The following is a 25840-nucleotide window of genomic DNA, read 5'->3' as shown; positions in this document are numbered from 1 at the left end:
GCGCATCGCCGTGCGCCGCCGTGCCACCCGAGGATTCCGTCATGAGCAATGTCTACCAGTTCGAAGCCAGCTCCCTGGCTGGCCAGCCGGTGCCGCTGTCGCAATTCAGCGGCAAGGTGCTGCTGATCGTGAACACCGCCAGCGAGTGCGGCTTCACGCCCCAGTACGCCGGCCTGCAGGCGCTGCAGGACCAGTACACCGCCAGTGGCCTTGCCGTGCTGGGTTTTCCCTGCAACCAGTTCGGCAAGCAGGAGCCGGGCGACGCCGCGCAGATCGGCCAGTTCTGCGAGTCGCGCTTCCACGTCACTTTCCCGATGTTCGGCAAGATCGACGTCAAGGGCGACAACGCGCATCCGCTGTATCGCTGGCTGACCTCGGAGAAGCCGGGCGTGCTTGGCCTGGAAGCGATCAAGTGGAACTTCACCAAGTTCCTGCTGCGCCGCAACGGGACGGTGTTCAAGCGCTACGCGCCCACCACCAAGCCCGAGGATATCAAGCGCGACATCGAGACGCTGCTGGCCGAGCCGGCGTAGGATGCGTCCCGAATCAGCCGATCAGCCGATCACCCGATCGGCCGGCTAGCCGCTGGTGTGCTGCACCGCACGCAGGAAGCCGTTGAGCGAGCGGTCGGGCGTTTCGTGGAAGCGGTCTTCCAGCATGATGATGCCGCGGCAGCGGTCCAGGCGGAAGCTGCGATAGTCGGTGCGCGTGGTGCACCAGGCGGCCAGCAGCCAGCTATTGCCCCAGAAGAACAGGCCCAGCGGCTGCACGATGCGGTCGGTGGCGCGCTGCTGCGCGTCGGTGTAGTCCAGGCGCAGCAGGCGTTGCGCGTTCATGGCGCCATGCACCACGTCAAAGGCGTCGCGCACCTGCGGCAGGTTGACGAATTCGGGGGCGAACACGCGGCTTTGCTGCGCCGCATGACGCCGCGCGGGCGGTAGCGCCGCCACCAGCTTCTCCAACGCGGGATCGGCCGCGGCGGCCAGCGCCCCGCCGCCCCAGGCCTTGAGCAGCCGCAGCCCGGCCACCAGCGCTTCGACTTCGATCGCGGTGAACATCAGCGGAGGGACGTCATAGTCGGCCCGCAACCGGTAGCCGATGCCCGCTTCGCCCTCGACCGGCACGCCCGACAGCGACAGCGCCTGGATATCCCGGTACACCGTGCGTTCGGACACCCCGAGCCGCTGCGCCAGCAGCGCCGCCGTGGTGAGGCGGCGCCCGCGCAGTACCTGGACGATCTGGAAAAGGCGGTCGGCGCGGCGGCTCATCGAGGCTTCATCTTGGTGCTATGCGGATGTTGGTAAAACGGTCGCGGTGGCTGACTATCCTACCAGTGGCTGGTGCAGGCCGACGCGATTGCCTTCGCTGTCGATGATATGCGCGATATGGCCGATATCGCCAGGCAACTGCAGCGGGCCGAACACGGTCTTGCCGCCGGCCGCGGTGACACGCGCCAGCAGCGCCGTGAGCTGCGGCGTGTGCAGGTAAGGCAGGCAGCCGTCGGCCGAGGGGCGGAAGCCCTCGCCGGCTACCAGTGCGCCGCCAGGCTCACGGTTGGCAAAGACAGCCATGTCGATCTGCGCCATGGTTTCGCGCTTGAGGGTGGTCTCGAAGGCCTGCTCGTAGAACCGGATGGCACGGGTCATGTCCACGACAGGAATTTCAAGCCAGTTGATCAGTCCGCTCATGATGGTCTCTCTCAGGGGTGATGGAGAGACGGATCATGCGCGGGGGCTCCTGACAACGTCCTGTCAGCAGGGATCAGGGATCAGCGTGGCATCCATGCCGCCAGCATCGGCACCATCACGGCGGTCAGCACGCCGTTCAGGCCCATGCCGAGCGCGGCGAAGGCGCCGGCCTCCTGGTTGACCTGGAAGGCGCGCGCCGTGCCGATGCCGTGCGCTGCCACGCCGGTGGCGAAGCCGCGCACGGTGTAGTCGGAAATGCGCAGCAGGTTCAGCAGCTTGGTGGCGCTGACCGCGCCGATGATGCCGGTGGCCATCACCAGCACGGCGGTCAGCGAGGGCAGGCCGCCGATCTTCTCGGCCACGCCCATGGCGATCGGGATGGTGACCGACTTGGGCGCGAGCGAGCGCATGGTCTCGGGCGAAGCGCCCAGCAGCCAGGCGATGCCAACGGCCGATACCACCGCCACCAGCGATCCCGCCAGCAGCCCGCCCAGCAACGGGAACACGTGCTTGCGCAACTTGGGCAGCTGCATGTAGAGCGGCACCGCCAGCGCGACGGTAGCGGGCCCGAGCAGGAAGTGGACGAACTGCGCGCCATCGAAATAGGTCTTGTACGGCGTGCCGGTCACCGTCAGCAGCGTGACCAGGATCGCGACCGCGATCATCACGGGATTGGCTAGCGGCGAGAAGCGCGCGCGCTCATAGACGCGGAACGCGAAGACATAGGCCAGCAAGGTAGCGGTCAGGCCGAGCAGCGGGCTGGCCGCCAGATAGACCCAGATCTCGTTCAGGCGCGGCGTCATGCTTGATCTCCCGAACCGGCTTGCGCGCCGGCATCCTCAGGCGGCCGGGGCTTGCCCATCAGCGCGCGCGCCACCAGCGCGGTGGTGGCGATCGCCAGCCAGGTGGACACCACCAGCGCCACCACGATCGGCAGCCATTCCCCGCCGATGCGGTGCGCGTGCACCATGATGCCGACGCCCGCCGGCACGAACAGCAGCGACAAGTGCTTGAGCAGCTCGGACGTGGTCCCCTGGATCACCGGCAGCAGCCGGTCGTCGAAGGTGAGCCAGCCGAACAGCAGGATCATGCCGATCACCGGCCCGGGCACGGGCAGGCTCAGGGAATAACTGAGCGCTTCCCCGACGGATTGGAAAACCAGCAGGATGGCAAAGGTCTGGAGCATGCGCGGGCGGGGCGAAAGGAGCGAAAGGCGGCAAGGGTGAATGCCATCGCATGGTAACCCGGCACCACGCGTCCAGCCTACCCCAGCATGCGATCCACCAGCTCGATCCAGTGCATCACCGGCGTGCCGGTGCCGCTTTGCAGGTGCGTGATGCAGCCGATATTCGCCGAGACGATGGCCTCGGGCTTCGAGGCCTGCAGATTGGCGAGCTTCTCGTCGCGCAACCGATAGGACAATTCGGGCTGCAGCACCGAGTACGTGCCTGCGGAGCCACAGCACAGGTGGCTGTCGGCACAGAGCTTGACGTCCACGCCCAGGCCTGCCAGCAGGGCTTCCACCTTGCCGCGGATCTGCTGGCCGTGCTGCAGCGTGCAGGGCGGATGATAGGCCACGCGCTGGCCATTGGTGCCGTTGCTGCTTCTTGCCTCGGCGGCCGCGTCTTGCAGGGCGTCGGCGAAGTTCGGCAGCAGCTCCGACAGATCCTTGGTCAGCGCCGAGATCTGGCGCGCGCGATCCGCATAGCGGGCATCGTTGCGCAGCAGGTGGCCGTATTCCTTGACCATCACGCCGCAGCCCGACGCCGTCATTACGATGGCCTCCGCGCCGGCTTGCACCGCCGGCCACCAGGCGTCGATATTGCGCCGCATATTGTCGAGGCCGCCATCGTGGTCGCCGGTGTGATAGCGCACGGCGCCGCAACAACCGGCCTCGCGCGCCACCACCAGCTGCACGCCAAGACGGTCGAATACGCGTGCCGTGGCGGCATTGATGTTGGGCGACATCGAGGGCTGCACGCAGCCGTCGAGCAACAACATCTTGCGCGCGTGCGTGGTGCGCGGCCATGCGCCGGCGTTGACCGCCTGCGGCACCTTGTTGCGCAGCGCCTGCGGCAACAGCGCTCGCACGCGCTGCCCCAGGCGCATGGCCGTGCCGAACAGCGCCGGGCGCGTCATGCTTTCGCGCAGCGCCCACCGCGCGAAACGCTCGCGCGCCGGGCGCTGGATGCCTTCGGCCGCAAGGCGGTCGTCCACCACCTTGCGGCCGATGTCGACCAGACGGCCGTACTTCACGCCCGAGGGGCAGGTGGATTCGCAGTTGCGGCAGGTCAGGCAGCGGTCCAGGTGCAGGCGTGTGCTTTCCGTGACGGGCTGGCCCTCCAGCACCTGCTTCATCAGGTAGATGCGCCCACGCGGGCCGTCCAGCTCGTCGCCGAGCAACTGGTAGGTGGGGCAGGTCGCGGTACAGAAGCCGCAATGCACGCATTTGCCGACGATGGACTTGGCTTCTTCGCCGTCGGGCGTGTCGCGCAGGAATTCGGCCAGTGTGGTTTGCATGGTTCGGGGACTCTCCGGTGCCTTGGCTGGGGATCGATGCGGTGTGGTGCGGTGCCGCCCGTGGCTCAGAGGCCGGCGTACATGCGCTGCGGGTTGAAGATGCCGGCGGGGTCGAACGTCGCCTTGAGCCGCTGATGGATGGCAGCCACCGGTGCGGACAGCGGCGTGAACACGCCCACGGCTTTGTCGCCGTTGCGGAACAGCGTGGCGTGGCCGCCGGCCGCCTTGGCCGCGGCGCGCACGATGGCGCTGTCGGCCGCGCTGTCGCTGCCGCCCAGCCACCAGCGCTGGCCGCCGCCCCATTCGATCAGCTGCCCGCCGGGCAGCGCCAGCGGCGCGGCGGTGGTTGGCACGGCAATGCGCCACAGTGCCCGGCCAGCTTGCACCGGGGCAAAGAAGGCGTGGCTCTGCTCGCGCAGCGCGCGCCACAATGCATCGGCTTGCGCGGCGTCCACGGCTTCGCCGCCAAGCCGCTCGCGCGCGGCGCGCAGCGCGGCCGCCGCGCCCGACAGGCGCAGGTGCAGCACGCCGTCGTGCCAGGCCGAAGCGGCAATCGGCAGGGGCTGGCCGCCCCAGTCGTTGAGGCGATCGAGCGCCGCGGCCTCGTCCAGCGCAAAACGCAGCGTGGCGTCGTCGAAGGGCACCGGCAGCACCTTGAGCGAGACTTCCAGGATCAGCCCCAGCGTGCCGAGCGACCCGGACATCAGCCGCGAGACGTCATAGCCGGCTACGTTCTTCATGACCTGGCCGCCAAAGCTCAGGACGTCGCCACGGCCATCCATCACGCGTGTGCCCAGCACAAAGTCACGCAACGCGCCCACCGCCTGCCGGCGCGGGCCGGACAGGCCAGCGGCCACGGCGCCGCCGATCGTGGCCACGTCGCTGGCATTGGCGCCGGTGCTGAAGTGCGGCGGCTCGAACGCCAGCATCTGGCGCCGCTCGGCCAGCGCCGCCTCGATCTGCGCCAGCGGCGTGCCGCAGCGCGCGGTGATCACCAGCTCGGGCGGGTCGTAGTCGACGATGCCGCTGTAGGCGCGCGTGTCGAGCAGCGCCCCTTGCGCATGCTGGCCGTAGAAATCCTTGCTGCCGCCGCCGCGCAGGCGCAGCGGCGCGCGCGTGTCGGTGGCATGCCGGATGGCATCGCGAAAGGCGGAGAGGGTGGCTTGCGGATCTGCTGGCATGGTGGCGGGCGGGTGTCGGCGTGAGCTAGGTCAGGCGGAAGAAGTGGGACGGTGAGGTGGCGTCTCGGCGCTTGCGCGGGAGCCTGCCGGCTCGCGTTCGCTCTCGCCCTGGTAAGGCGGCAGCTCGCTGCCGCAGTGCTTGCAGTAGCCGGCGTCGGGATCGTGGCCTTCCGTCAGGCAATGGTTGCAGGTGCGCGTGGTCAGCGGCCGCTTCATGATGCTGGCGGCCAGCTCCGCGCCCACGATGCCGGTGGGGAAGGCGATGATGCCGTAGCCCAGCAGGATGGTCAGCGAGGTGATGAACTGGCCCAGCGGCGTCTTGGGCACCATGTCGCCGAAGCCGGTGGTGGTGAGCGTCACCACCGCCCAGTACATGCTCACGGGGATGCTGGTAAAGCCGTGCTGCGGGCCTTCCACCACATACATCACGGTGCCGAGGATCACGGTGATGATGAACACCGTGCCAAGGAAGACGAAGATCTTGCGCCGGCTGTTGGCCAGCGCGTGGTACAGGATCTGCGCTTCCTCGAAATACACCGTCAGCTTGAGGATCCGGAACACGCGCAGCAGCCGCAGCAGGCGCACGTCGATCAGGAAGGCCAGCTCGGGCACGAAGAAGGCGAGCCACGTGGGGATGATCGATAGGAAATCGACCACGCCGAAGAAGCTGAACACATAGCGCAAGGGGCGGCGCACCACCACGATGCGCATCAGGTATTCGGCGGTAAACAGCAGCGTGAACAGCCACTCCAGCACCGTGAACACGCGGCCCAGCCGCAGGTTTACCGCCGGCAGGCTGTCAAACATCACAATCAGCACGCTGGCCACGATGGCCAGCAGCAGAGTGATGTCGAACAGCTGTCCGTTGCGCGTGTCGGCCTCGAAGATGATGGTGTACCAGCGCTCGCGCCAGCCGGATTCGGGCTTGCCGAGGCGCTGGCGGGTTTGCGCGCTGCTGCGGTTGCGTTGCGTGGCGTTTTGAGCGGCCATGTTCAGAATCGCGGCAGGTCAGGGTGCGGCAGCAGGCCGCGCTTCACATGCATGCGGCCGTACTCGGCGCAGCGCGCCAGCGTGGGGATGGCCTTGTCGGGGTTGAGCAGGCGCGCCGGGTCGAAGGCCGCCTTGACGCCAAAAAACAGCTCGCGCTCTTGCGCGGAGAACTGCACGCACATGGAATTGAGCTTCTCCACGCCTACGCCGTGCTCGCCGGTCACCGTGCCGCCCAGCTCCACGCAGCTCTCCAGGATGTCGGATCCGAACAGCTCGGCGCGGTGCCATTCGTCCTGGTCCGCACCATCGAACAGGATCAGCGGGTGCATATTGCCGTCGCCCGCATGGAACACGTTCATGCAGCGCAGGCCGTACTTGCCTTCCATCTCCTCGATGCGCTTGAGCAGCGTGCCGATATGCTTGCGCGGGATGGTGCCGTCCATGCAGTAGTAGTCCGGCGAGATGCGCCCGGCGGCGGGGAAAGCGTTCTTGCGCCCGCTCCAGAAGCGCAGCCGTTCGGCCTCGCTTTGCGACACCTGGATGCGGCTGGCGCCGGAAGCGCGCAGCACCTCGCTCATGCGCTCCACTTCCTCGGCCACTTCTTCCGGCGTGCCGTCGGACTCGCACAGCAGGATGGCGGCGGCGTCCAGGTCGTAGCCGGCGCGCACGAATTCCTCGACCGCGGCGGTGGCGGGCTTGTCCATCATCTCCAGCCCGGCCGGGATGATGCCGGCGCCGATCACATCGGCCACCGCGTTGCCGCCCTTGGCCACGTCATCGAAGCTGGCCATGATCACCTGCGCCAGCTGCGGCTTGGGGATCAGCTTGACGGTCACCTCGGTGACCACCGCCAGCATGCCTTCGGAGCCGATCACGGCGGCCAGCAGGTCCAGCCCCGGCGCGTCAGGCGCTTCCGAGCCGAATTCCACCACTTCGCCCTCCATCGTCACGGCGCGCACGCGCAGCACGTTGTGTACCGTCAGGCCGTACTTCAGGCAATGCACGCCGCCCGAGTTCTCGCTGACGTTGCCGCCGATGGTGCAAGCGATTTGCGAGGAGGGATCGGGGGCGTAATAGAGGTTGTACTGCGCGGCGGCCTCGGAGATGGCGAGATTGCGCACGCCGGGCTGGACCACCGCGGTGCGCGAGCGCACGTCCACGCTGACAATGCGCTTGAACTTGGCCAGCGACAGCACCAGGCCGGTGGCGATCGGCATGGCCCCGCCGGACAGGCTGGTGCCGGCGCCGCGCGGCACCACGGGCACCTGCAGCGAGTGGCACAGGCGTAGGATGGCGCAGACCTGGTCTTCGCTGTCGGGCAGCGCCACGGCCATCGGCACCTGGCGATAGGCTGCCAAGCCGTCGCACTCGTAGGGCACGGTGTCTTCGGGTTTCCACAACAACGCCGCATCGGGCAGGATTTTCGCCAGGCCGGCGAGCAACGCGCTGCGGCGTGCGTCGTCGGCGACCAGTGAGACTTCGTGCGGGGCGTTCATGGCAACTCCTGTTATGGCCGCCGGCGCCCGCCATGGCAGGGCGGACGCGGGTGGGGAGCAAGGACTATAGCGCAGCCAGGTGGCTGCGCAGCCTCGTGGCAACGTGAATTCCGCATGGCAGGCCGATCAAAATCGCTCATGACGGCGTGGGCGCGGAACGTGCCATGCGGGCGGTGGCGAGGAGGATCCTCGCAGGCTGGCCGGTACCAATCCAGCTTAGCACCGGCGCGGCGCAAGGCGGCAATAGGCCGCTTTATTGTCCGCGCGGCGCCAGCATGTGTACCATTTCCAGCTTGTCGTGATAGTCCGGTGCCACATAGAGCGCCTGCGGCTCCACGCCGTAGCGCACGAAGCCCATGGCCTCATAGAGCGCGATCGCTGGCGCATTGATGACGTTGACGCAGAGCGTGACCTGGCGCAGCCCGGGCATGTCGGTGGCCACCGCCAACGCCTGTTCCATCAGCTGTCGCCCGAGGCGCCGGTCGCGATAGCCCGGCGCCACATACATGCCCCAGATAAACGCCTTATGCCGCTGCTTGGCCTTGTCCTCGCGCATCAGCCCGACCACGCCGGCCAGCGCGGTGCCGCCCTCGGTGGCTTCAAAGGCGCCGATCACGGCCTTTTCGGGCGTTGCCTCAAGGCGGCCGGCGACGGTGGCCAGCGGCAGGTCACGCTCTTCCTCGAAGCTGGAACCGAAGGCAGCGGGCGCCTCCAGCAGGCCTTCGAGGCGCAGTGCCTGGAAGGCGCTAGCATCGGTGGGGGTGAGCAGCCGGATCTGCATGGTGGGGGTGTCTCCGAAAGGGGCTGCCGGACAATTAGCCAGTCTTACCAGTCCAGGCTGAGCAGCCAGTCGACAAAATACCGGGCCTCCGGCTTGAGGGGCGCCTGTTCGCGCTCGACGATGTAGTAGCCGTGCGGCGACACCGATTCGATGTCCAGCAGCCGCACCATCTGGCCCAGCGACAGCCAGTGCCGGGCCATGCGCTGGCGCACCAGCGCGACGCCCTGGTTGGAGGCGATGGCTTCGAGCATCAGGCCGATGTCGTTGAACTGCGGGCCGATCTGGGGCTCGGGCCAGTCCAGGCCGGCGGTCTCGAACCAGGGCTTCCAGGGTTCCAGCGGGCTGCGCAGCAGCACCAGGTTGTGCAGGTGCTCGGGTTTGGTGATGGCGCGGCCGTCGATGCGCTCGTAGTACTCGCGCCCGCAGGCCGGGAACACGGGCTCGACCAGCAGCTTGGTGGTCTTCAGGTCGGGGTAGCGCCCGGTGCCGTAGCGGATCTCCACATCGGTGTCTTCCGCCTTCACGTCCAGGAAGGGGATGGCCAGGTGCAGCTCGGTGTCGATGTGCGGGTACAGCGCCGTGAACTCGGGCAGGCGCGGCACCAGGTGCTGGCGGCCGAAGGTGGGCGGGATCGCCACGCGCAGGCGGGTGCGCAGCTTGTTGTACTCGGGCCGGGCCAGTTCGTTGAGCGCCTTGAGGGCATCCTGCACATTGCGCAGGTAGCGCGTGCCAGCGGCCGTCAGCCGCAGCGCGGCGTTGGCGCGCACGAAGAGGTCCTCGCCCCACAGCTCCTCCAGGTTCTTGATGCGGTGCGACACCGCGCTGGGCGTGACCGACAGCTCCTCGGCCGCGCGTGCGAAGCTGCCCAGCCGGGCGGCGGCTTCGAACGCGATCAGCAGGTGCAGCGGCGGGACGCGGTTGAACACGGATGCCATGCCGCGCGATCCCTTAGCGTACCGGGCGGAAGATCTTGCCCGGGTTGAGGATGTGGTTGGGATCGAGCGCGTTCTTGATGGCGCGCATCAGGTCGAGCGCGTCTTCGCCGTGCTCGCTGACCAGGAAATCCATCTTGTGCAGCCCCACGCCGTGCTCGCCGGTGCAGGTGCCGCCCATGGCCAGCGCGCGCTCCACGATGCGCCGGTTGATGGTCTCGGCCTCGGCGAGCTCCTCGGGCTTTTCAGGGTCGGTGAGGATCGCGACGTGGAAATTGCCGTCGCCCACATGGCCCACGATGGGGCAGGGCAGGCTGGACGCGTTGAGGTCACGCTCGGTCTCGGTCACGCAATCGGCCAGGCGGGAAATCGGCACGCACACGTCGGTGGTGACCGCCTTGCAGCCCGGCTTGAGCTGCAGCATGGCGAAGTAAGCGGTATGGCGCGCGTTCCACAGGCGGCTGCGGTCTTCCGGCCGCGTGGCCCACTCGAAGCCCTGGCCACCATTGTCGGCGGCGATCTGCTGCACGGTCTCGGCCTGCTCCTTGACGCCGGCCTCGGTGCCATGGAATTCGAAGAACAGGTGCGGCGCCTCCGGCATGGACAAGTTGTCGTGCCGGTTGATGGCGCGGATGGCCAGTGCGTCGACGAACTCCACGCGCGCGACGGGCACGCCCAGCTGGATGGTCTCGATGGTTGCCCGCACCGCGCTGCCCATGCTGGGGAAGCTGCAGATGGCCGCCGAGATGGCTTCGGGCTGCGGGTACAGCCGCACCGTCACCTCGGTGATGATGCCCAGCGTGCCTTCGCTGCCGATCATCAGGCGGGTCAGGTCGTAGCCGGCGGAGGACTTGCGGGCGTGGGTGCCGGTCTTGATGATGCGGCCGTCGGCGGTGACCACCGTCAGCGCCAGCACGTTCTCGCGCATGGTGCCGTAGCGCACCGCGTTGGTCCCGGAGGCGCGCGTGGCGCACATGCCGCCCAGCGAGGCATCGGCGCCGGGGTCGATCGGGAAGAACAGGCCGGAGTCCTTGATTTCCTGGTTCAGCTGCTTGCGGGTCACGCCCGGTTGCACCGTCACGTTCAGGTCTTCGGGTTGCACCGACAGCACCTTGTTCATCTGCGACAAGTCCAGGCTGATGCCGCCAGCCACCGCCAGCAGGTGGCCTTCGAGCGAGGAACCGGCGCCGTAGGCAATCAGCGGCACACGGTGCTCGTTGCACAGCCGGGCCACTTCGGCCACTTCCTCGGTGGTGTGGGCGAAGACCACGCCGTCCGGCGCTGCCGGCGGGAAGGGGGACTCGTCGCGGCCGTGGTGGTCGCAGACGCCGGGGGAGGTGGAGAAGCGCTCGCCGAAGCGGGCCTGCAAGGCGTCACGCACGGCGGCGGGCAGGGGTTGGCGCACCAGCGCGGCGTGGGCAAGGGGTTGGTTCATGGCGTCTCCGGCGGGTCTGTGGGGACCGGGGACGCGCAGCGTCGGCCATGGCAAAAGGCCGCGCTGAACGGCGCCGGCAATCGCACCCGGTAGCGTATCAAGCGAATCCCGTTATTCTACGCCGCGCCAGGGGCGGCTCGTTGGGCGGGCGCCGCAACCGCCACCCGGCGCCGGGCAGCGCGCTAACGCGAAGGGGCGGATGCGCGCCATAATGCTGGATTCGCCAACGCAGGAGACCCGCATGGGCCATCGCCTCTCCAAGATCGCCACCCGCACCGGAGATGCCGGCACCACCGGGCTTGGCGACGGCAGCCGCATCAGCAAGGACAGCCTGCGCATTGCCGCCATCGGCGATGTGGACGAGCTCAACTCGAACCTCGGCGTACTGCTCACCGAGACGCTGCCCGACGACGTCCGCACGGCCTTGCTGCATATCCAGCACGACCTGTTCGACCTTGGCGGTGAGCTCTCCATCCCCGGCTACGTGCTGGTCAAGCCCGAGCAGGTGCTGCAGCTGGACGCATGGCTGGATCACTACAATGCCAACCTGCCGCGCCTGGCCGAGTTCATCCTGCCGGGTGGCAGCCGGGCCGCGGCGGTGGCGCATGTGTGCCGCACGGTGTGCCGGCGCGCCGAGCGCGCGCTGGTGGCGCTGGGCGCGCAGGAAGCCCTGAACGAGGCGCCCCGCCAGTACCTGAACCGCTTGTCCGATCTGCTGTTCGTGTTGTCGCGCGTGCTCAACCGGGCCGGCGGGGGCAGTGATGTCCTGTGGCAGCGAGGCCGTTAGCCGATCCAGTTTTAAATGATGTAAGCAGCACAAAAACCACGCTTGGCGCGCAACGTCTCCTAACACCCTGCAACTTGGCCAGCCAGTCTGCCGTTGATCAGAAGGAGAAGCCGAGAAATTTAGTCGGAATTGCACTTCCGGCCCTTGAAATGGCCCCGGACGGCCACATTTCGGCCTCAGGATGAATTGCAGTCCCCGCGGATAGCGGGGCTCAAGAGGAGAGAATAATGGGTAAGATCATCGGTATCGACCTCGGTACCACCAATAGCTGCGTCGCGATCATGGAAGGCAATACGCCCAAGGTGATCGAAAATGCCGAAGGCACGCGTACCACCCCTTCGATCATCGCCTACATGGAAGACGGCGAGATCCTGGTGGGCGCGCCTGCCAAGCGCCAGGCGGTGACCAATCCGCGCAACACCCTGTATGCGGTGAAGCGCCTGATCGGCCGCAAGTTCGAAGAAAAGGAAGTGCAGAAGGACATCGGCCTGATGCCGTACACCATCGTCAAGGCCGACAACGGCGACGCATGGGTGTCCGTGCGCGACCAGAAGCTGGCACCGCCGCAGGTGTCCGCCGAAGTGCTGCGCAAGATGAAGAAGACCGCCGAAGACTACCTCGGCGAGCCGGTGACCGAAGCCGTGATCACCGTGCCGGCTTACTTCAACGACTCGCAGCGCCAGGCCACCAAGGACGCTGGCCGCATCGCAGGCCTGGACGTCAAGCGCATCATCAACGAGCCGACCGCGGCCGCGCTGGCCTTCGGCCTGGACAAGAACGAAAAGGGCGACCGCAAGATCGCCGTGTATGACCTGGGTGGCGGCACGTTCGACATCTCGATCATCGAGATCGCCGACGTTGACGGCGAGAAGCAGTTCGAAGTGCTGTCGACCAATGGCGACACCTTCCTGGGCGGCGAAGACTTCGACCAGCGCATCATCGACTACATCATCGGTGAGTTCAAGAAGGACCAGGGCGTCGACCTGTCCAAGGACGTACTCGCGCTGCAACGCCTGAAGGAAGCCGCTGAAAAGGCCAAGATCGAACTGTCGAGCTCGCAGCAGACCGAAATCAACCTGCCGTACATCACGGCGGATGCCTCCGGTCCGAAGCACTTGAACCTGAAGATGACCCGCGCCAAGCTGGAATCGCTGGTCGAGGAACTGATCCTGCGCACCATCGAGCCGTGCCGCATCGCCATCAAGGACGCCGGCGTCAAGGTCAGCGAAATCGATGACGTGATCCTGGTCGGCGGCATGACCCGCATGCCCAAGGTGCAGGAACAGGTCAAGGAATTCTTCGGCAAGGAAGCGCGCAAGGACGTGAACCCGGACGAAGCCGTCGCCGTTGGCGCCGCGATCCAGGGCTCCGTGCTGTCGGGCGACCGCAAGGACCTGCTGCTGCTGGACGTGACGCCGCTGTCGCTGGGCATCGAAACGCTGGGTGGCGTGATGACCAAGATGATCACCAAGAACACCACCATCCCGACCAAGCATGCGCAGGTGTTCTCGACCGCTGACGACAACCAGCCGGCCGTGACCATCAAGGTGTTCCAGGGCGAGCGTGAAATGGCCACCGGCAACAAGCTGCTGGGTGAGTTCAACCTCGAAGGCATCGCGCCGGCCGCACGCGGCACGCCGCAGATCGAAGTCTCGTTCGACATCGACGCCAATGGCATCTTGCACGTGGGCGCCAAGGACAAGGCGACCGGCAAGGAAAACCGCATCACCATCAAGGCGAACTCGGGCCTGTCGGAAGACGAGATCCAGCGCATGGTGAAGGACGCCGAGGCCAACGCCGAGGAAGACAAGAAGGCCCGTGAGCTGGCGGACGCCCGCAACCAGGCCGACGCGCTGATCCACTCGACCAAGAAGGCTGTCACCGAATACGGCGACAAGCTGGAAGCGGGCGAGAAGGAAAAGATCGAAGCCGCGATCAAGGAACTGGAAGACGCCGCACGCGGCGGCGACAAGGCCGAGATCGATGCCAAGGTCAGCGCGCTGTCCGAAGCCAGCCAGAAGCTGGGCGAGCGTGTCTATGCGGACATGCAGGCCCAGGCCGGCGAAGCAGGTGCGGCGGGCGCCGCGGGCGCGGCCGGTGCCGGTGCTGCCGGCGCGGGCCATCAGCAAGCCCATCCGCAGGACGATAACGTCGTGGACGCCGAGTTCAAGGAAGTCAACGACAAGAAGTAATGGAAGAGCGGGGCGGGGGCGCGGTGCGCAACACCAGCGCCAGCCCCCATCCCGACGCCGGGCGACGGACATTGGACCAAGCGGGTTACCGCCGTCGAATGCCTCGCTCGGCTTTTTTGCTATTTCGCCCGGGCGGGCTTTGGACGCTTCCGGGCCCATCAGGTAAGCAGCCACCATGGCAAAACGTGACTTTTACGAAGTGCTCGGGGTGGGCAAGAACGCCGGCGACGACGAGATCAAGAAGGCCTATCGCAAGCTGGCGATGAAGCACCACCCGGACCGCAATCCGGACAGCAAGGATTCCGAAGAGAAGTTCAAGGAGGTCAAAGAGGCCTACGAGATGCTTTCGGACCCTGAGAAGAAGGCAGCCTACGACCAGTACGGCCACGCCGGTGTCGACCCCAACATGGCGGGCGGCTTCGGCGGCGGCGGCCAGGCCTACGGCGGTTTCGCCGAAGCCTTCGGCGACATCTTCGGCGATATTTTTGGCCAGCAAGGCGGCCAGGCTGGCGGCGGACGCCGTGGCGGCGGCCCGCAGGTGTACCGCGGTGCTGACCTGCGCTACAGCATGGAAATCACGCTGGAGCAGGCCGCCCACGGCCACGACGCGCAGATCCGGGTGCCCCACTGGGACGAGTGCGAGCATTGCCACGGCAATGGCGCCGAGCCCGGCACCAACGTCGAAACCTGCCCGACCTGCCATGGCGCGGGCCAGGTGCGCGTGTCGCAAGGCTTCTTCTCGATGCAGCAGACTTGCCCCAAGTGCCACGGCACCGGCAAGCACATCCCCAAGCCGTGCACCAAGTGCCACGGTCAGGGCAAGCTGAAGTCGCAGAAGACGCTGGAAGTGAAGATTCCCGCCGGCATCGACGAGGGCATGCGCATCCGCTCCTCGGGCAATGGCGAGCCGGGCATCAACGGTGGCCCCCCGGGCGACCTGTATGTGGAAGTCCACATCAAGCAGCACGCGGTGTTCGAGCGCGACGGCGACGACCTGCACTGCCAGATGCCGATTTCCTTCGCCACCGCGGCGCTGGGCGGCGACCTGGAAGTGCCCACGCTGGGCGGCAAGGCCAGCTTCCCGGTGCCGGAAGGCACCCAGCCCGGCAAGACCTTCCGCCTGCGCGGCAAGGGCATCAAGGGTGTGCGCTCGGGCTACCCCGGCGACCTCTACGTGCACGTGAACGTGGAAACGCCGGTCAAGCTGACCGAGGCGCAGAAGGACATCCTGCGCCAGTTCGATCGCTCGGTGCATGAAGGCGGCTCGCGCCACAGCCCGCAGGAGCAATCCTGGCTCGACAAGGTGAAGAGCTTCTTCAGCTGATCCGGCTTGGGGCATGCGGCCGGCCACGCGTTGATGCGTGGCCGGCTTTTTTGTTTTGAGGGCGCCGAAAAAACCGTGGGCTTCGCTTGAACTGGCTCCTAGCTAAGCCACCCCTCTCCCCAGCCCTCTCCCCCTGAGGGGAGAGGGAGCGAAAGCCGTCGTCAGGGCGGGCGGCTTTGGCCCGCTCCGCGACTTCGGCCGGTGCCTCAGGTTTGCTCCCCTCTCCCACTTGTGGGAGAGGGGCCGGGGGAGAGGGCGGGCGCGCGATAATGCAATGTCGCCCGCTTTATGGCGACCTCAATTTATGCTGGTGATTTCCCGTGGCAGTCTCCCTGACCCGCTCGTCTTCTTCCTCAATCTCACAAGCGCCCGAATCCGGCTCTGCCGGCGCCGCCGAGCCCTTCGTCCTGCTTGACGACGCCACCGCCGCCCCCGGCGAGGCATCTTCGCGCCTGTACACCGGCTTCGCCCGTGAAGATGCGCTGCCCGACGCCTCCGAGCTCGACGCGCTCGACGCCATGCTGGCCGAAGGCTGGCGCCAGGGCTGGCATGCCACGCTGCTCGCCCCCTACGAATTCGGCGGCCCGCTGGTCGGCGTGCCGGTCCATGTCGACCACGCGCTGCCTTTCCATGACGGCGCGCTGCGCCTGCTGTGGTTCCGGCAGATGCGCCGGCTGGACACGCGGGAGGTCGCGCAGTGGCTGGCGCCGTCCTCGGGCGAACCGGCCGGCGTGATGGACGTCACGGCCGACACGCCGGAAGCCGCCTTCCACGCGGCCATTGCCCGGATCCACCAGTGGATCGAGGCTGGCGATACCTACCAGGTCAACTTCACGCAGCGGCTGCGCTTTGCCGCTTTCGGCGATCCGCTGGCGCTGTATGCCGCGCTGCGCGCCGCTCAGCCGGTGCCCTACGCCGCGCTGGCGCGGCTGCCGGGCGATGGCTGGGTGCTGTCGCTGTCGCCGGAATTGTTCGTCCGGCATGACGGCCAGGGCCAGTTGCTCACCCGCCCGATGAAGGGCACGGCGCCGCGCACGGGTGACGACGCGCGCGATGCCGAGGCCGCGCTGGCGCTGGCGGCCGACCCGAAGAACCGCGCCGAGAACGTGATGATCGTCGACCTGCTGCGCAACGACCTGGGCCGCGTCGCGGTGCCGGGTACGGTGGCCGTGCCCGATCGCTTCGTGGTGCAGCCCTTCGGCCAGGTGCTGCAGATGACCTCCACCGTGACTGCCAAGGCGCGCGCCGGCACCAGCCTGGCGGATCTGATGCGCGCGCTGTTTCCCTGCGGCTCCATCACCGGCGCGCCCAAGCGGCGCACCATGGAGATCATCGGCGAGCTGGAGCGCGCGCCGCGCGGCCTTTACACCGGCTCGCTCGGCTGGATTGACGCGCCCGGCGAAGGGCAAGCGCAGGCATGGCCGGGTGCCTTTGCGCTGTCGGTCGCCATCCGCACGCTGGTATTGGGCGCGCAGGGCGCCGACGGACTGCGCGCGGGCGAGATGGGCGTGGGCGGTGGCATCGTGCATGACAGCGACGCCGCGGGCGAATTTGCCGAGTGCGGCTGGAAGGCGCGCTTCCTGACCGCGCACGATCCGGGCTTTACCTTGTTCGAAACCATGCGGGTGGAAGACGGGGCGTGCCAGCGCCTGGATCAGCATCTGGTGCGGCTGGCGGCTTCCGCTGCGTGCTTCGGCTTCGGGTTTGAGCACGCTCGCGCGTTGGCGTTGGTGCAGGCGGCCGTGGCGGATCTCGGGGCCGGCACCTGGCGCCTGCGGCTGGCGCTGGACAAGGCGGGCAGCTTCACCGTTGCCCACGGCCCGGTGGCGCCGCTCGCCGCGGCCCCGGTGCGCGTGGTGCTGGCCGCGCAGGCGCTGCCGGTCGCGGACGCGTTGCGCCGCCACAAGACCAGCGCGCGCGCCGTCTATGACGCCGGCTGGCAAGCGGCCGAGCGCGCCGGCGCCTTCGACAGCCTCTTCTTCAACGCCCGCGGCGAGCTGCTCGAAGGCGGCCGCAGCTCGGTGTTCGTCAAGGTGGAAGGCGAGTGGCTAACGCCGCCGCTAGCCGCCGATATCCTGCCCGGCGTGATGCGCGCTGCGGTGCTGGGCGAAGGTGCACGCTACCTCGGCGGGACGGTGCGCGAGGCGGTTGTCACGCGGGCCATGCTGCTGAGCGCGGAGGCACTAGCGCTGGCGAATTCGTTGCGGGGCGTGCTATTGGCGGAGTTGCCGGCAACAGCCTGATCCAGGCGTTCAGGGGTGGCGCGTATCCAGCCGCCCGTCGCCAAGCTTCCAGCGCACCACGCCCGGCAGGTTGATCAACTCGCGATCGTGGCAGACCATCACCACGCTGCGGCCTTCGGCGGCCAGGTCCTGCACCAGGCCGATCACCTGCTCGCGAGCGTGGCCGTCCAGGCTGGAGGTGGGCTCGTCCAGCAGCAGCAAATCGGGCTCCAGCACCTTGGCGCGGGCCAGTGCCACGCGCTGCACCTCGCCGCCGGACAGGCATTCGGGGGCGGTGTCCTGCACGTGCGTGATGCCGGCCCAGCCCAGCGCGGCTCCCACGCGCCGCCTGACTTCGTCGTCGGGCATGCCACGCGCCTTCAGGCCATAGGCGATGTTCTCGCGCACCGAGGTGCGAAACAGGTAGGGATGCTGGTGCAGGTAGGCAATGCGCTGGCGCAGCGCGGCGGGCAGCGGATCGAGTGCGGCGTTGTGCGGCGTGCCGTCCGCGCTGGTCCAGGCCACGGTCGCGCCGGGTGCGCGCTCCAGCCCCGCCACCATGCGCAGCAGCGTGCTCTTGCCCGCGCCATTGACACCGGTCAGCACAACCACAGCGGCGCGCGGGAAGGCAAGCTCGGCAATATCGAACAGCCCCCGCGCGCCTACCTGGCGCTGCAAGCCGCGCACCGTCAGCAGCGGCGGCAGCTGGGAAGGCGGCAACGCCTGCCCGTCAGGCGTGCGGCGCGCGGGCAGGGTGCTCATCGGCGAAATCCTCCCGCGCCTTGCAGCCACGCCAGCATCACATTGACGAGCACTGCCAGTGCGATCAGCACAACGCCCAGCGCAATACCCTGGGCGAATTCTCCCTTGCTGGTTTCCAGCGCGATGGCGGTGGTGATGGTCCGGGTGGCGCCTTCGATATTGCCGCCGATCATCAGTGCCGAGCCGACTTCGGCGATGACCCGCCCAAAGCCCGCCACCAGTGCGGCCATCAGGCCAAAGCGCATCTCGCGCAGGACGGTGAAAAAGGTTCGCCAGCGCCCGGCACCCAGTACCCAGGCGGTTTCACGCAGCCGCGCATCCGCCCCCTGCAAGGTGGACAGGGCAAACGCCAGCACCACCGGGAAGCCGATCACCGCCTGTCCGAGCACCATGCCGCTGCGGGTAAACAGCAAGGAGAAGTTGCCCAGCGGCCCGTGGCGGGTGAACAGCAGGTAGAGGACCAGCCCGACCAGCACGGTCGGGAAGGAGAGGAAGGCCTGCGCCACCACCACCACCACACGCCGCCCGGGAAAATCGTGGGTGGCGATCAGGTAGGCCGCGCCGATGGCGGGCACGGCGGCCATCGCCAGCCCGAGCACGGCCACCACCAGCGAGGTCCAGACGATGAACCAGATGGCGCCGTCACCGCTGGCCAGAAGCGCAAAGGCCGCGGCGGTGGCGGCACCGATCTCCATTGCCGGCGCGCGCTCAGGCCGAGAAGGTGTGCTCGACGGCCGGGAAGCTGCCGTCCTTCACGGCCGCCACGTAGGCGCGCACGGCGGCCTCGATCGAGCCGGCGCCTTCCATGAAGTTGCGCACGAACTTGGCCTTGCGGCCCGGGTAGACGTTGATCATGTCCTGCAGCACCAGTACCTGGCCGGAGCAATCCGCGCCGGCGCCGATGCCGATGGTCGGGATCGTCAGTAGGCCGGTGACCACGCCGGCCACAGCCGCCGGCACCGCTTCCATCACGATCAGCTGGGCGCCCGCGGCTTGCAGCGCGAGCGCGTCGCGCTTGAGCTGCGCCGCGCTTTCGTCGGTCTTGCCCTGCACCTTGAAGCCGCCCAGCGCGTGCACCGACTGCGGCGTCAGGCCAATGTGGCCGCACACCGGAATGCTGCGCTCGACCAGGAACTTGACGGTGGGCGCGAGCCAGTCGCCGCCCTCCAGCTTGACCATTTGCGCGCCGGCCCGCATCAACGCCACGGCGCTGGTGAAGGTGGCTTCCGGGGTGGGATAGGTGCCGAATGGCAGGTCCGCCACCAGCAGCGCGCTCTGGTTGCCGCGTGCCACGCATTCGGTGTGATAGACAATCTGTTCGAGCGTCACGGGCAGCGTGGTCTGCTGGCCTTGCATGACATTGCCAAGGGAGTCGCCGACCAGCAGCACCTCGACCCCGCAGTAGTCGAGCAGCGCGGCGAAGCTGGAGTCGTAGGCGGTCAGCATGGCGATTTTTTCGCCGGCGGCGCGCATCGCTTGCAGCTTGGGGATGGTGACGGTCTTGCGGGAGGGGTCGAGGAGGTAACTCATGACGTTGGGCCGGTAGAGAGACGGGAGACGGGCCGGCCGCAATGCGGCAGTGCATTCATGATCGGTGCATCAACGCATCTGCATCCGTGCGGCAAGGCCTTTGCCCCTTTCAGTTCGTACTGCGCGAGGCGCTCGGCCCCAGGATGGGGCCACGGGATTCGCGGCAGCGACTGCTGTCGTTATGGTGAAGGCTGGCAGGCGGGAGAGCCTGTCAGGGCGCAGCGAGATTGAGAAAGGCCTTGCGGCCACGCATGTTTTCGATGCGCGACAGTAGTGTACGGAAATCGGCGTCGTTGTCTACCGGGCTGAAGTGGGCGGTGTCGACGATCATGACCGGTGCTTCGTCGTAGCGATGGAACAGCTCGCCGTAGGCATCCGACAATCGCTCCAGATAGGCATCGTCGATGCTGGACTCGCCAGGCGCGTTGCGCCGGGCGATGCGCTCGCGCAGCAGGGCGGGTGAGGCCTGCAGCACGATGACGAGGTCTACACGCTGGCCTTGGGCCGGCAGGCGCGCGGCGAGGGCGTCGTACAGCGCGAGTTCGTCCTCGGGCAGGGTCAGCCCGGCGTAGAGGCGGTCCCGGGTGTGCAGGAAATCGCCTACCACGCGCTGGCCCGCCAGCAGTGCCGCCTGCCAAGCCTTGAGCTGCTGCGCGCGCTGGTTCATCAGCGACAGCTGCAGCGGCAGCGCGTATCGCGCGGGCTCGCGGTAGTAGCGTTCCAGGAAGGGGTTTTCGCGCGCAGCATCGAGCAATTCGCCGGTGCGCAGGGTTTGCGCCAGGCGTTGCGCGAGCGCGGTCTTGCCGGCTCCGATGGGGCCTTCCACCACAATGCGGCGCAGGTGTTCGAGCATGGGCGGGTCCGGTCGGCTAGGGGGAACTACACAGTACAGGGCGGATAAAGCGGGGCCGGCTTGCCGCTGCCGGCCATGGCTTCAGGAATCGCTGCGCGCGTCCAGTTGCCGCGTGCACTTGCAAAAGGAGACCTTCTCGACGCGCTGCGTGCTGACCGCGGCCAGGTAATCCGCCGCGCGGCCAAGGCCGGGGACAACCAGTTCGGCATCCAGCTCAAGCAGCGGCACCAGCGTGAAGGCGCGTTCGGCCAGGCGTGGATGCGGCACCACCAGCTTTTCGTCCTGGTGGATTTCGTCGCCAAAGACCAGCAGGTCCAGGTCGAGGGTGCGTGGTGCGTTGCGGAAAGGCCGCTCGCGGCCAAACTGATCCTCGATGTGGTGACAGATGCGCAATAGCTGGGCGGCGGTGAACGAGGTCTCCACCTTGACCACCGCGTTGTAATAGTCGTTGCCCGTCGCATCGACCGGGGCCGTGCGATAGAGCGACGATCTCGCCAGCACCGTGATGCCGACCTGCTGGGCCAGGCACACGATGGCATCTTTCAGAGCCTGCCGGGCGTCACCCAGGTTGGCTCCGATGCCGATAAAGGCAAGTGTCATTACGATTCCTCCGGCTGGACGCGTACCTTGCCGGTTTTCCGGTCTGCAGTGGAGCCGGATTCCTGGCTCGCGTCCATATCACTCCGCGGAGAAACTTTATCCGATTTCCGCGGACTGCGCCGGCGGCGCTTCTTGCGTGCCGGGCCGCCGCTGTCGCTGCTATCGCCATCTCCGGCGGGTTCAAAGCCTTCGGCATCGCCCGCGCCGCCGCTGCCGCCGCCGCCTTGCTTGCCGGCGCCGCGCACCGGGCGCACTGCCTCGATCAGGTCCTCGCGGCCGTGGCTATCGGCATCCTGGAAGTCTTGCCACCATTTCGCCAGCTCGGCCGGCTGCTCGCCGGATTCGCAGCGCAGGTAGAGGAAATCGAAGCCGGCACGGAAGCGCGGCGATTCGATCAGGCGGAACGGCATGCGGCCCACGCGCTTCTCGAAGCGCGGCTGCATGCCCCAGATGTCCCGCATGTCGGTGACAAAGCGGCGCTGGATGGCGAGCTGGCCGGTCTGGCGTTCCAGCACGTCGTCCATGGCGATATTGAGCGCGGCGATGGCGTGTTCGCCTTGCTCGCGCAGCGTGGTCCAACGCTGCAGCACGTGGTGCCAAAGCAGCGCGGCAAACAGGAAGCCCGGCGAGACCGGCTTGCCAACCTGCACACGCTGGTCCGTGTTGTCCAGCGCCAGTTGCACGAAGCGCTGGCCCATCGGCTGCTCCAGCGCGACATCCAGCAGCGGCAGCAGGCCGCGGTGCAGGCCAGCCTTGCGCAGCTCCTGCAGCGACGCCCAGGCATGGCCTGACATCAGCAGCTTGAGCATCTCGTCGAACAGGCGCGCGCTGGGCACATTGTGGATCAGCGAGGCCAGGTCGGCGATCGGCTGGCGGGTGTCCTCGTCGATCGTGAACCCGGTCTTGGCGGCGAAGCGCACCACGCGCAGCATGCGGATGGGGTCTTCGCGGTAGCGTGTGACCGGATCGCCGATCATGCGCAGCGTGCGTGCGCGGATGTCCTCCATGCCCTGGTGGTAGTCGTACACTAGTTGCTGGGCGGGGTCGTAGTACATCGCGTTGATGGTGAAGTCGCGGCGTTCCGCGTCTTCGGCCTGCGAGCCCCACACGTTGTCGCGCAGCACGCGGCCAGAGGCATCGATCGCGTGGGTCTTGCTGTCGAGCTCGGAGCGCTTGAGGCGGCGCCCTTCGGGCAAGGTCTCGCTGGCGACCGCGTCGACCAGCGCGCGGAAGGTGGAGACTTCAATGATTTCCTGCTCGCGCCCGCCATAGAACGTCACGTGCACGATCTGGAAGCGCCGGCCGATGATGCGCGAGCGGCGGAACAGCGCCTGCACCTGGTCAGGCGTGGCGTTGGTGGCGACGTCGAAGTCCTTGGGCTTGATGCCCAGCAGCAGGTCGCGCACCGCGCCGCCGACGATAAACGCCTCGTAGCCCGCCTGCTGCAGCGTGGAGGTGACCTTGATGGCGTTGCGCGAGATCAGCGACTGGTCGATCTGGTGCTCGGCATGCGCAACGATATTCGGCGCATGGGCGCGCTGGCCGCGGCGTTTGACGGGGCGCTGCTGGGTGCCCGGCTTGCCTAGCAGCCGGTTGATTAGCTTTTTGATCACGTCAGAACAGGTCCATGATGCGCCAGCCTGACGCGGCGGCGTGGTGACGCAGGCGATCGTCCGGGTTGGCGGCGATCGGCTCGCTGACCTTCTCCAGCAGCGGCAGGTCGTTGGCCGAGTCGCTGTAGAAGGTGGTGTTTTCGAAGGCATCCCAATGGGTGCCCATGCTCTTTAGCCAGGCTTCCACCCGGGTTATCTTGCCCTCGCGGAAGCTGGGGATGCCATCCACTTCGCCGGTGAAGGCGCCGTCGGGCTTGCCGTTGGCGGTGGCCGGCTCGGTGGCGATCAGGTGCTTGATACCGAAAGCCGCCGTGATCGGGGCGGTGACGAAACTATTGGTAGCGGTGACCACGGCGCACAGGTCGCCGGCGTCGAGGTGCTTGTAGACCAGTGCACGCGCCTGCGGCGTGATGACCGGATCGATCACTTCACGCATGAACTGGCTGCGCAACGCTTCCAGGTGGTCGCGCGGATTGGCCGCCAGCGGCGCCAGCGCGAAACGCAGGAAAGCCTGGATATCCAGGGTGCCAGCCTTGTAATGGCCGAAGAACTCGTCGTTCCTGCGGCGGTAGAATTCCTCGTCGACAACGCCCAGGCGCACCAGGAAGCGGCCCCATTCGTGGTCGCTGTCGGTCGGGAGCAAGGTGTGGTCGAGGTCGAACAATGCCAGATTCATGGGCGGCGATTTTACATTAACGTGACTGTGAGAGCTTTCTTAACGTCTCTGGATGCCAACAAAGGCAAGCACGGTGCATGCCATGGGTCACGCGCGCTGGCGCGCAGGCTCTGGCTCACTCGCGCAACTCGGCAAACATTTCCCGCAACAGGGGCAGCGTGACGGCGCGCTTGCGTTCCAGCGAATAGGTGTCCAGTGCGTCCAACAGCGCCATCAGGCTGGGCATGTCGCGGTATTTGCGCGTGACCAGCCAGTGCGGGATTTCCGGCGAAAGCTGCAGCCCGCGCTCGCGCGCGGCCTGCACCAGCGCCGCCATCTTGTCCTCGTCCGACAGCGGTGCCAGCTGATAGACCAGGCCCCAGCCCAGCCGCGTGCGCAGGTCCTCGCGCACCGGCATGGCCAGCGGCGCCTGGCTGCCGGCCACCACGATGGCGGTGCGCACGTGAGCCCGGACCTCGTTGTACAGCGAGAACACGGCGATCTGGCGCGCTTCGTCGAGCAGTTCCACATCGTCCACGGTGTAGAGCTGGCAACTCGGGTCGAAGATGAAGTCCGACAAGGCGTGATGCGGGCTCAGGTAGCGGCAACGGATGCCGGCCTGGTAGCCACTGTCGCAGACCGCATGCAGCAGGTGGGTGCGGCCCGAGCCCACTTCGCCCCACAGGTAGATCAGGCGGTCGGCGGCCCGCTCCTGCGCTACTGCCGTGGCCAGGTCGCGCAGGCGCTGCACCGGCTCGCGGTTGACCGCAACGAAAAAATTCTCGAAGGTCGAGGGCGGCGGACTGCCAAGTTCAAGCGATAGCTGCTTGGGACGCTGAAACATGACTTATCGGTTACTTGTTGTGCGAATCATCTGTCAGGTAAACGCGTCGCGGCTGGCAGGCGCTGACCGCCTGTAGGGCGCGGGCAGAACGGCCGGTGGCTGCCGGAATCATCTTCATCGGGAATGGCTGCGGACAATACTTCATGACACGGAACACCGGAAACTGGAAGCCGGAAGCCCGTATCCGTTAAAATTGCAATTCTACTGGACTCGCGGCCGCAAATCGCCGTCGTGAGCGCCGCATTCCTCACTTCATACTCCAGGAAAAGCAGGTTCCCATGAGCGCATCCCCCACTTCCGGCCAGGCAGGCCTCTCCTACCGCGATGCCGGCGTCGATATCGACGCGGGCGACGCGCTCGTCGACCGCATCAAGCCGTTCGCCAAGCGCACCATGCGCGAAGGCGTGATGGCCGGCATCGGGGGCTTCGGCGCACTGTTCGAGTTGTCCAAGAAATACAAGGAACCGGTGCTCGTTTCCGGCACCGACGGCGTGGGCACCAAGCTCAAGCTGGCCTTCCAGCTGAACCGCCACGACACCGTGGGTCAGGACCTGGTCGCCATGAGCGTCAACGACATCCTGGTGCAGGGTGCTGAGCCGCTGTTCTTCCTCGACTACTTCGCCTGCGGCAAGCTCGACGTGGAAACCGCGGCGACCGTGATCAAGGGCATCGCCCATGGCTGCGAGCTGTCCGGCTGCGCGCTGATCGGTGGCGAAACCGCCGAAATGCCCAGCATGTACCCCGACGGCGAGTACGACCTGGCCGGCTTCGCGGTCGGCGCCGTGGAGAAGAGCCGCATCATCGACGGTACCACCATCGTGCCGGGCGACGTGGTGCTGGGCCTGGCTTCGTCGGGCGCGCACTCCAACGGCTACTCGCTGGTGCGCAAGATCATCGAAGTGGCCAAGCCGGACCTGAACGCAGACTTCCACGGCCAGCGCCTGCAGGACGCCATCATGGCGCCCACCCGCATCTACGTGAAGCCGCTGCTGTCGCTGATCGAGACCCTGCCGGTCAAGGGCATGGCCCACATCACCGGCGGCGGCCTGACCGAGAACGTGCCGCGCGTACTGGCGCAGAACGTGACCGCCGTGCTGCAGCGCGACGCCTGGACCCTGCCGCCGCTGTTCCAGTGGCTGCAAGCCCAGGGCAATGTTGCCGACGACGAAATGCACCGCGTGTTCAACTGCGGCATCGGCATGGTGGTGATCGTCGCCAAGGAAGACGCCGACCGCGCCATTCGCCATCTGCAAGCCGCTGGCGAAGCCGTGTGGCAGATCGGCGAAATCCGCGAGCGTGAAGAAGGCCAGGCACAGACCATCGTGGTCTGAGCGGTCCCGCTCCAATAAAAAAACGGCGCATGCTCAGGCATGCGCCGTTTTTTTATGCCCGCCGGGCGCTGAACGAAGCCTGTGGGACAGGCCAAGACCGTTTG

The 25840-nt window shown here is 67.2% G+C and carries 25 protein-coding genes; 6 read left to right on the top strand and 19 right to left on the bottom strand.

All coding sequences use genetic code 11. The features are described 5' to 3' along the window. The first annotated feature begins 41 nt into the window (after nt 1–41). The gene (locus AC1RQC_RS08285) at nt 42–533 is read left to right on the top strand and encodes a glutathione peroxidase (protein ID WP_492372960.1); all 492 of its coding nucleotides are present in this window, start codon (nt 42–44) and stop codon (nt 531–533) included. Between the two features lie 45 nt (nt 534–578). On the opposite strand, the gene AC1RQC_RS08280 is transcribed toward AC1RQC_RS08285, so the two are convergent. The 11 genes from AC1RQC_RS08280 to AC1RQC_RS08230 all read right to left on the bottom strand — a co-directional run bounded on the left by AC1RQC_RS08280 (nt 579) and on the right by AC1RQC_RS08230 (nt 11023). Continuing rightward, nucleotides 579–1268 (bottom strand): helix-turn-helix transcriptional regulator, encoded by a 690-nt coding sequence (locus AC1RQC_RS08280; protein ID WP_492882933.1) that lies wholly within the window; start codon nt 1266–1268, stop codon nt 579–581. Nucleotides 1269–1322: 54 nt separating this feature from the next. Further along, entirely contained in the window at nt 1323–1688 is a 366-nt protein-coding gene (locus tag AC1RQC_RS08275; protein ID WP_492372962.1) for a VOC family protein, read from the bottom strand. An 80-nt stretch (nt 1689–1768) separates the two neighbouring features. Continuing rightward, nucleotides 1769–2491, bottom strand: coding sequence for an LrgB family protein (locus AC1RQC_RS08270; RefSeq protein ID WP_043349437.1), 723 nt, complete (start codon nt 2489–2491; stop codon nt 1769–1771). Next, nucleotides 2488–2874 (bottom strand): CidA/LrgA family protein, encoded by a 387-nt coding sequence (locus tag AC1RQC_RS08265; protein WP_492372963.1) that lies wholly within the window; start codon nt 2872–2874, stop codon nt 2488–2490. The genes AC1RQC_RS08270 and AC1RQC_RS08265 overlap by 4 nt, the downstream gene beginning before the upstream one ends. 77 nt (nt 2875–2951) lie before the next feature. Next, on the bottom strand, nt 2952–4208 hold the full coding sequence (gene glcF / locus AC1RQC_RS08260; RefSeq protein ID WP_492882931.1) for a glycolate oxidase subunit GlcF: 1257 nt from the start codon (nt 4206–4208) through the stop codon (nt 2952–2954). A 65-nt stretch (nt 4209–4273) separates the two neighbouring features. Next, nucleotides 4274–5389, bottom strand: coding sequence for a glycolate oxidase subunit GlcE (gene glcE / locus AC1RQC_RS08255; protein ID WP_492882929.1), 1116 nt, complete (start codon nt 5387–5389; stop codon nt 4274–4276). Between the two features lie 30 nt (nt 5390–5419). Then, nucleotides 5420–6379 carry an ion transporter gene (locus tag AC1RQC_RS08250; RefSeq protein ID WP_492372966.1) on the bottom strand — a complete coding sequence of 320 codons (960 nt, stop codon included), beginning with the start codon at nt 6377–6379 and terminating at the stop codon, nt 5420–5422. A gap of 2 nt (nt 6380–6381) precedes the next feature. Next, nucleotides 6382–7875 (bottom strand): FAD-linked oxidase C-terminal domain-containing protein, encoded by a 1494-nt coding sequence (locus tag AC1RQC_RS08245; RefSeq protein WP_492882927.1) that lies wholly within the window; start codon nt 7873–7875, stop codon nt 6382–6384. A gap of 253 nt (nt 7876–8128) precedes the next feature. Next, a complete protein-coding gene (locus AC1RQC_RS08240) occupies nt 8129–8656 on the bottom strand; it encodes a GNAT family N-acetyltransferase (RefSeq protein ID WP_492882925.1) in 528 nt (175 codons plus the stop codon). A 44-nt stretch (nt 8657–8700) separates the two neighbouring features. Further along, nucleotides 8701–9591 (bottom strand): LysR substrate-binding domain-containing protein, encoded by an 891-nt coding sequence (locus AC1RQC_RS08235; RefSeq protein WP_492807962.1) that lies wholly within the window; start codon nt 9589–9591, stop codon nt 8701–8703. A 13-nt stretch (nt 9592–9604) separates the two neighbouring features. After that, nucleotides 9605–11023, bottom strand: a complete 1419-nt coding sequence (locus AC1RQC_RS08230) for an FAD-binding oxidoreductase (RefSeq protein ID WP_492372970.1) — start codon at nt 11021–11023, stop codon at nt 9605–9607. Nucleotides 11024–11264: 241 nt separating this feature from the next. On the opposite strand from AC1RQC_RS08230, the gene AC1RQC_RS08225 reads away from it, so the two are divergent. The 4 genes from AC1RQC_RS08225 (at nt 11265) to pabB (ending at nt 17569) form a co-directional block, all read left to right on the top strand. Continuing rightward, complete coding sequence (locus AC1RQC_RS08225; protein ID WP_492372971.1) at nt 11265–11810, top strand: cob(I)yrinic acid a,c-diamide adenosyltransferase; 546 nt, start codon at nt 11265–11267, stop codon at nt 11808–11810. Between the two features lie 185 nt (nt 11811–11995). Next, nucleotides 11996–14002: a molecular chaperone DnaK gene (gene dnaK, locus AC1RQC_RS08220; protein WP_367651384.1), complete on the top strand. Its 2007-nt coding sequence runs from the start codon at nt 11996–11998 to the stop codon at nt 14000–14002. Between the two features lie 175 nt (nt 14003–14177). Beyond that, nucleotides 14178–15326: a molecular chaperone DnaJ gene (gene dnaJ / locus AC1RQC_RS08215; protein ID WP_150985979.1), complete on the top strand. Its 1149-nt coding sequence runs from the start codon at nt 14178–14180 to the stop codon at nt 15324–15326. 320 nt (nt 15327–15646) lie between these two features. Continuing rightward, the gene (pabB, locus tag AC1RQC_RS08210) at nt 15647–17569 is read left to right on the top strand and encodes an aminodeoxychorismate synthase component I (RefSeq protein ID WP_492882923.1); all 1923 of its coding nucleotides are present in this window, start codon (nt 15647–15649) and stop codon (nt 17567–17569) included. A gap of 9 nt (nt 17570–17578) precedes the next feature. Here pabB and AC1RQC_RS08205 read toward each other — a convergent pair whose 3' ends face one another. From AC1RQC_RS08205 to hda, 8 genes are all read right to left on the bottom strand, one after another. Then, nucleotides 17579–18310, bottom strand: a complete 732-nt coding sequence (locus AC1RQC_RS08205) for an ATP-binding cassette domain-containing protein (protein WP_492372973.1) — start codon at nt 18308–18310, stop codon at nt 17579–17581. Then, nucleotides 18307–19005: an ABC transporter permease gene (locus AC1RQC_RS08200; protein WP_492829047.1), complete on the bottom strand. Its 699-nt coding sequence runs from the start codon at nt 19003–19005 to the stop codon at nt 18307–18309. Before AC1RQC_RS08200 ends, AC1RQC_RS08205 begins: the two co-directional genes overlap by 4 nt. Nucleotides 19006–19018: 13 nt before the next feature. Continuing rightward, nucleotides 19019–19840 (bottom strand): 3-methyl-2-oxobutanoate hydroxymethyltransferase, encoded by an 822-nt coding sequence (panB, locus tag AC1RQC_RS08195; RefSeq protein ID WP_492829045.1) that lies wholly within the window; start codon nt 19838–19840, stop codon nt 19019–19021. A gap of 211 nt (nt 19841–20051) precedes the next feature. Beyond that, nucleotides 20052–20693, bottom strand: coding sequence for a deoxynucleoside kinase (locus AC1RQC_RS08190; RefSeq protein WP_492372975.1), 642 nt, complete (start codon nt 20691–20693; stop codon nt 20052–20054). Nucleotides 20694–20774: 81 nt separating this feature from the next. Then, nucleotides 20775–21293: a 2-amino-4-hydroxy-6-hydroxymethyldihydropteridine diphosphokinase gene (gene folK, locus AC1RQC_RS08185; protein ID WP_492372976.1), complete on the bottom strand. Its 519-nt coding sequence runs from the start codon at nt 21291–21293 to the stop codon at nt 20775–20777. After that, on the bottom strand, nt 21293–22906 hold the full coding sequence (gene pcnB / locus AC1RQC_RS08180) for a polynucleotide adenylyltransferase PcnB (protein ID WP_492372977.1): 1614 nt from the start codon (nt 22904–22906) through the stop codon (nt 21293–21295). Before pcnB ends, folK begins: the two co-directional genes overlap by 1 nt. Before the next feature lies 1 nt (nt 22907). Further along, entirely contained in the window at nt 22908–23582 is a 675-nt protein-coding gene (locus tag AC1RQC_RS08175) for a histidinol-phosphatase (protein WP_492829043.1), read from the bottom strand. A 115-nt stretch (nt 23583–23697) separates the two neighbouring features. After that, nucleotides 23698–24405 carry a DnaA regulatory inactivator Hda gene (gene hda / locus AC1RQC_RS08170; protein ID WP_043349383.1) on the bottom strand — a complete coding sequence of 236 codons (708 nt, stop codon included), beginning with the start codon at nt 24403–24405 and terminating at the stop codon, nt 23698–23700. A 278-nt stretch (nt 24406–24683) separates the two neighbouring features. Between hda and purM the strand changes: the two genes are divergently transcribed. Beyond that, nucleotides 24684–25736, top strand: a complete 1053-nt coding sequence (gene purM / locus AC1RQC_RS08165) for a phosphoribosylformylglycinamidine cyclo-ligase (protein WP_183035224.1) — start codon at nt 24684–24686, stop codon at nt 25734–25736. Nucleotides 25737–25840 lie beyond the last annotated feature (104 nt).

The organism is Cupriavidus sp. GW822-FHT03E04 (assembly GCF_058801495.1).
The sequence above is the reverse complement of the archived record's forward strand: the minus strand, read 5'-3'. Positions and strand labels throughout refer to the sequence as shown.

Bases quoted from the DNA above. Each gene is read 5' to 3' on its own strand.
- AC1RQC_RS08235 (WP_492807962.1), bottom strand. From the start codon at position 9,591: ATGGCATCCGTGTTCAACCGCGTCCCGCCGCTGCACCTGCTGATCGCG.
- glcF (WP_492882931.1), bottom strand. From the start codon at position 4,208: ATGCAAACCACACTGGCCGAATTCCTGCGCGACACGCCCGACGGCGAA.
- AC1RQC_RS08190 (WP_492372975.1), bottom strand. From the start codon at position 20,693: ATGCTCGAACACCTGCGCCGCATTGTGGTGGAAGGCCCCATCGGAGCC.
- folK (WP_492372976.1), bottom strand. From the start codon at position 21,293: ATGACACTTGCCTTTATCGGCATCGGAGCCAACCTGGGTGACGCCCGG.
- dnaJ (WP_150985979.1), top strand. From the start codon at position 14,178: ATGGCAAAACGTGACTTTTACGAAGTGCTCGGGGTGGGCAAGAACGCC.
- AC1RQC_RS08175 (WP_492829043.1), bottom strand. From the start codon at position 23,582: ATGAATCTGGCATTGTTCGACCTCGACCACACCTTGCTCCCGACCGAC.
- AC1RQC_RS08245 (WP_492882927.1), bottom strand. From the start codon at position 7,875: ATGAACGCCCCGCACGAAGTCTCACTGGTCGCCGACGACGCACGCCGC.
- AC1RQC_RS08280 (WP_492882933.1), bottom strand. From the start codon at position 1,268: ATGAGCCGCCGCGCCGACCGCCTTTTCCAGATCGTCCAGGTACTGCGC.
- hda (WP_043349383.1), bottom strand. From the start codon at position 24,405: ATGTTTCAGCGTCCCAAGCAGCTATCGCTTGAACTTGGCAGTCCGCCG.
- AC1RQC_RS08240 (WP_492882925.1), bottom strand. From the start codon at position 8,656: ATGCAGATCCGGCTGCTCACCCCCACCGATGCTAGCGCCTTCCAGGCA.
- AC1RQC_RS08230 (WP_492372970.1), bottom strand. From the start codon at position 11,023: ATGAACCAACCCCTTGCCCACGCCGCGCTGGTGCGCCAACCCCTGCCC.
- purM (WP_183035224.1), top strand. From the start codon at position 24,684: ATGAGCGCATCCCCCACTTCCGGCCAGGCAGGCCTCTCCTACCGCGAT.
- panB (WP_492829045.1), bottom strand. From the start codon at position 19,840: ATGAGTTACCTCCTCGACCCCTCCCGCAAGACCGTCACCATCCCCAAG.
- glcE (WP_492882929.1), bottom strand. From the start codon at position 5,389: ATGCCAGCAGATCCGCAAGCCACCCTCTCCGCCTTTCGCGATGCCATC.
- AC1RQC_RS08270 (WP_043349437.1), bottom strand. From the start codon at position 2,491: ATGACGCCGCGCCTGAACGAGATCTGGGTCTATCTGGCGGCCAGCCCG.
- AC1RQC_RS08225 (WP_492372971.1), top strand. From the start codon at position 11,265: ATGGGCCATCGCCTCTCCAAGATCGCCACCCGCACCGGAGATGCCGGC.
- AC1RQC_RS08205 (WP_492372973.1), bottom strand. From the start codon at position 18,310: ATGAGCACCCTGCCCGCGCGCCGCACGCCTGACGGGCAGGCGTTGCCG.
- AC1RQC_RS08275 (WP_492372962.1), bottom strand. From the start codon at position 1,688: ATGAGCGGACTGATCAACTGGCTTGAAATTCCTGTCGTGGACATGACC.
- AC1RQC_RS08265 (WP_492372963.1), bottom strand. From the start codon at position 2,874: ATGCTCCAGACCTTTGCCATCCTGCTGGTTTTCCAATCCGTCGGGGAA.
- AC1RQC_RS08200 (WP_492829047.1), bottom strand. From the start codon at position 19,005: ATGGAGATCGGTGCCGCCACCGCCGCGGCCTTTGCGCTTCTGGCCAGC.
- AC1RQC_RS08250 (WP_492372966.1), bottom strand. From the start codon at position 6,379: ATGGCCGCTCAAAACGCCACGCAACGCAACCGCAGCAGCGCGCAAACC.
- AC1RQC_RS08285 (WP_492372960.1), top strand. From the start codon at position 42: ATGAGCAATGTCTACCAGTTCGAAGCCAGCTCCCTGGCTGGCCAGCCG.